General features: G+C 63.1%; 1 protein-coding gene. It reads right to left on the bottom strand.

The window, feature by feature from the left end:
* Positions 1-123 precede the first annotated feature (123 nt).
* On the bottom strand, positions 124-1,413 hold a 1,290-nt coding region (locus tag NCS02_RS07555; RefSeq protein ID WP_250522963.1), incomplete at its 5' end, for an ISNCY family transposase.

Below are 1,413 nucleotides of genomic sequence, written 5' to 3'. Positions count from 1 at the left end.
ATGTCAAAGCAAAATTGAAATGTCGTACCACCGGCTAAATACAGATGTCGTATCTATCCAAGGATTTTGCTCTCACGCAGTGTTGAAGAAAGCGGGTTGAACGGGCAGGGCGCGGGTGCGCATTCAAGGTGCCTTGCCCGACCGATGAGCCGTTGTTGTCCCGCTTGCGTGTGCTGCGGTGTGCTGTTGGCTCAACTGGCCGATCATCTGTTCGAGATCGTCGCGCGTGAACTCGCGCTGCTTCTTGGTGCCGGGTGCGCGTTCGGGCGAACGCACCTCGATGCCCCGATTCGTGCGCGAGGGCGATCCCGAGGCTCGCCGGTCATCGCGCTGTGCCTGCATCCTCTGCGCAAGCTCCAGCGCGTGACTCAGGCGCTTGTGCTCGACAATCGCGCCTTGATCCACCTCCGTGAGCCGATCGTATTCCCGGTAAGGCAACACGCGGCCCGCCGCCCGAAGCGCCACGCGTCCATCGGGGTACTCCCAGACCTCGATATAGCGGTGAATCAGCGCGCGGTTCTCATCGGTGTCGTCGAGCAGATACAGCACGCGATCGTACTGCACCGTGAGCGTCTTGGTGACGCGTCGTTGCTCACGCCACGTCAGCACTTCGTCCAGCTTCTCATCGTCGCGCAACGGTCGGTGTGCATCGAACGCGCGGCGCGCCGGCTTCGCAAAACGCGCGTTGTAATCGGCCATGAAGCGCGGCGCGTAGGCATTCGCTTCGGCGACTGTGCTGATGCCGCGCAAGCGCAACTCCTTGACCAGCCGGTCCTGCAAGGTCAGGTGCGCGCGTTCCACGCGGCCCTTGGCAGGACTCGAATTGGCGCACAGCGTGTCGATATTGAGCTCAAACATCGCCCGGCCAAAGTGCGTGACGCTGCGCCCGGTCTTGTGCGCCACCACGCTGCGAAACACGCTGGCGCGGTCGCTGTAGAACGCTATCGGCTTGCCATGGCGCTCGAGATACGCCCGCGTGGCCTCAAAGTAGCTGAAGGTCGACTCGGTTTGCGTGAAATGCAGCTGCATCAGCCGGCTGGTGGCATCGTCCACATACACCAGCAGCGTGCACTGCGGGGCGCGTTCCTCGAACCAGCGATGCTCGCAGCCGTCGATCTGGATCAGCTCGCCCAGGCACGAACGCCGCGCGCGCGGCTGATACACCTTGGGCGGACGCTGCCGGCGCGGCACCCACAAGCCGGCCTCGATCATCAGATGCCGCACGGTTTCCTTCGATAGCGTCAATCCGTGACATTCACGCAGCTTCTCACAGGCGAGCGTCGGGCCGAAGTCGGCATAGCGCTCGTGGATCAACGCCAACGCGCGGCAGAGCGTATCATCGGGCAACTGGTGATTGCTTGGGCGGTGGCGGCGCTTCGAAATCAGCCCCGCGTCACCCTCGGCTCGATAGCG

The organism is Caballeronia sp. NCF2 (assembly GCF_023631205.1).
Lineage (GTDB): Bacteria > Pseudomonadota > Gammaproteobacteria > Burkholderiales > Burkholderiaceae > Caballeronia > Caballeronia zhejiangensis.
The sequence above is the reverse complement of the archived record's forward strand: the minus strand, read 5'-3'. Positions and strand labels throughout refer to the sequence as shown.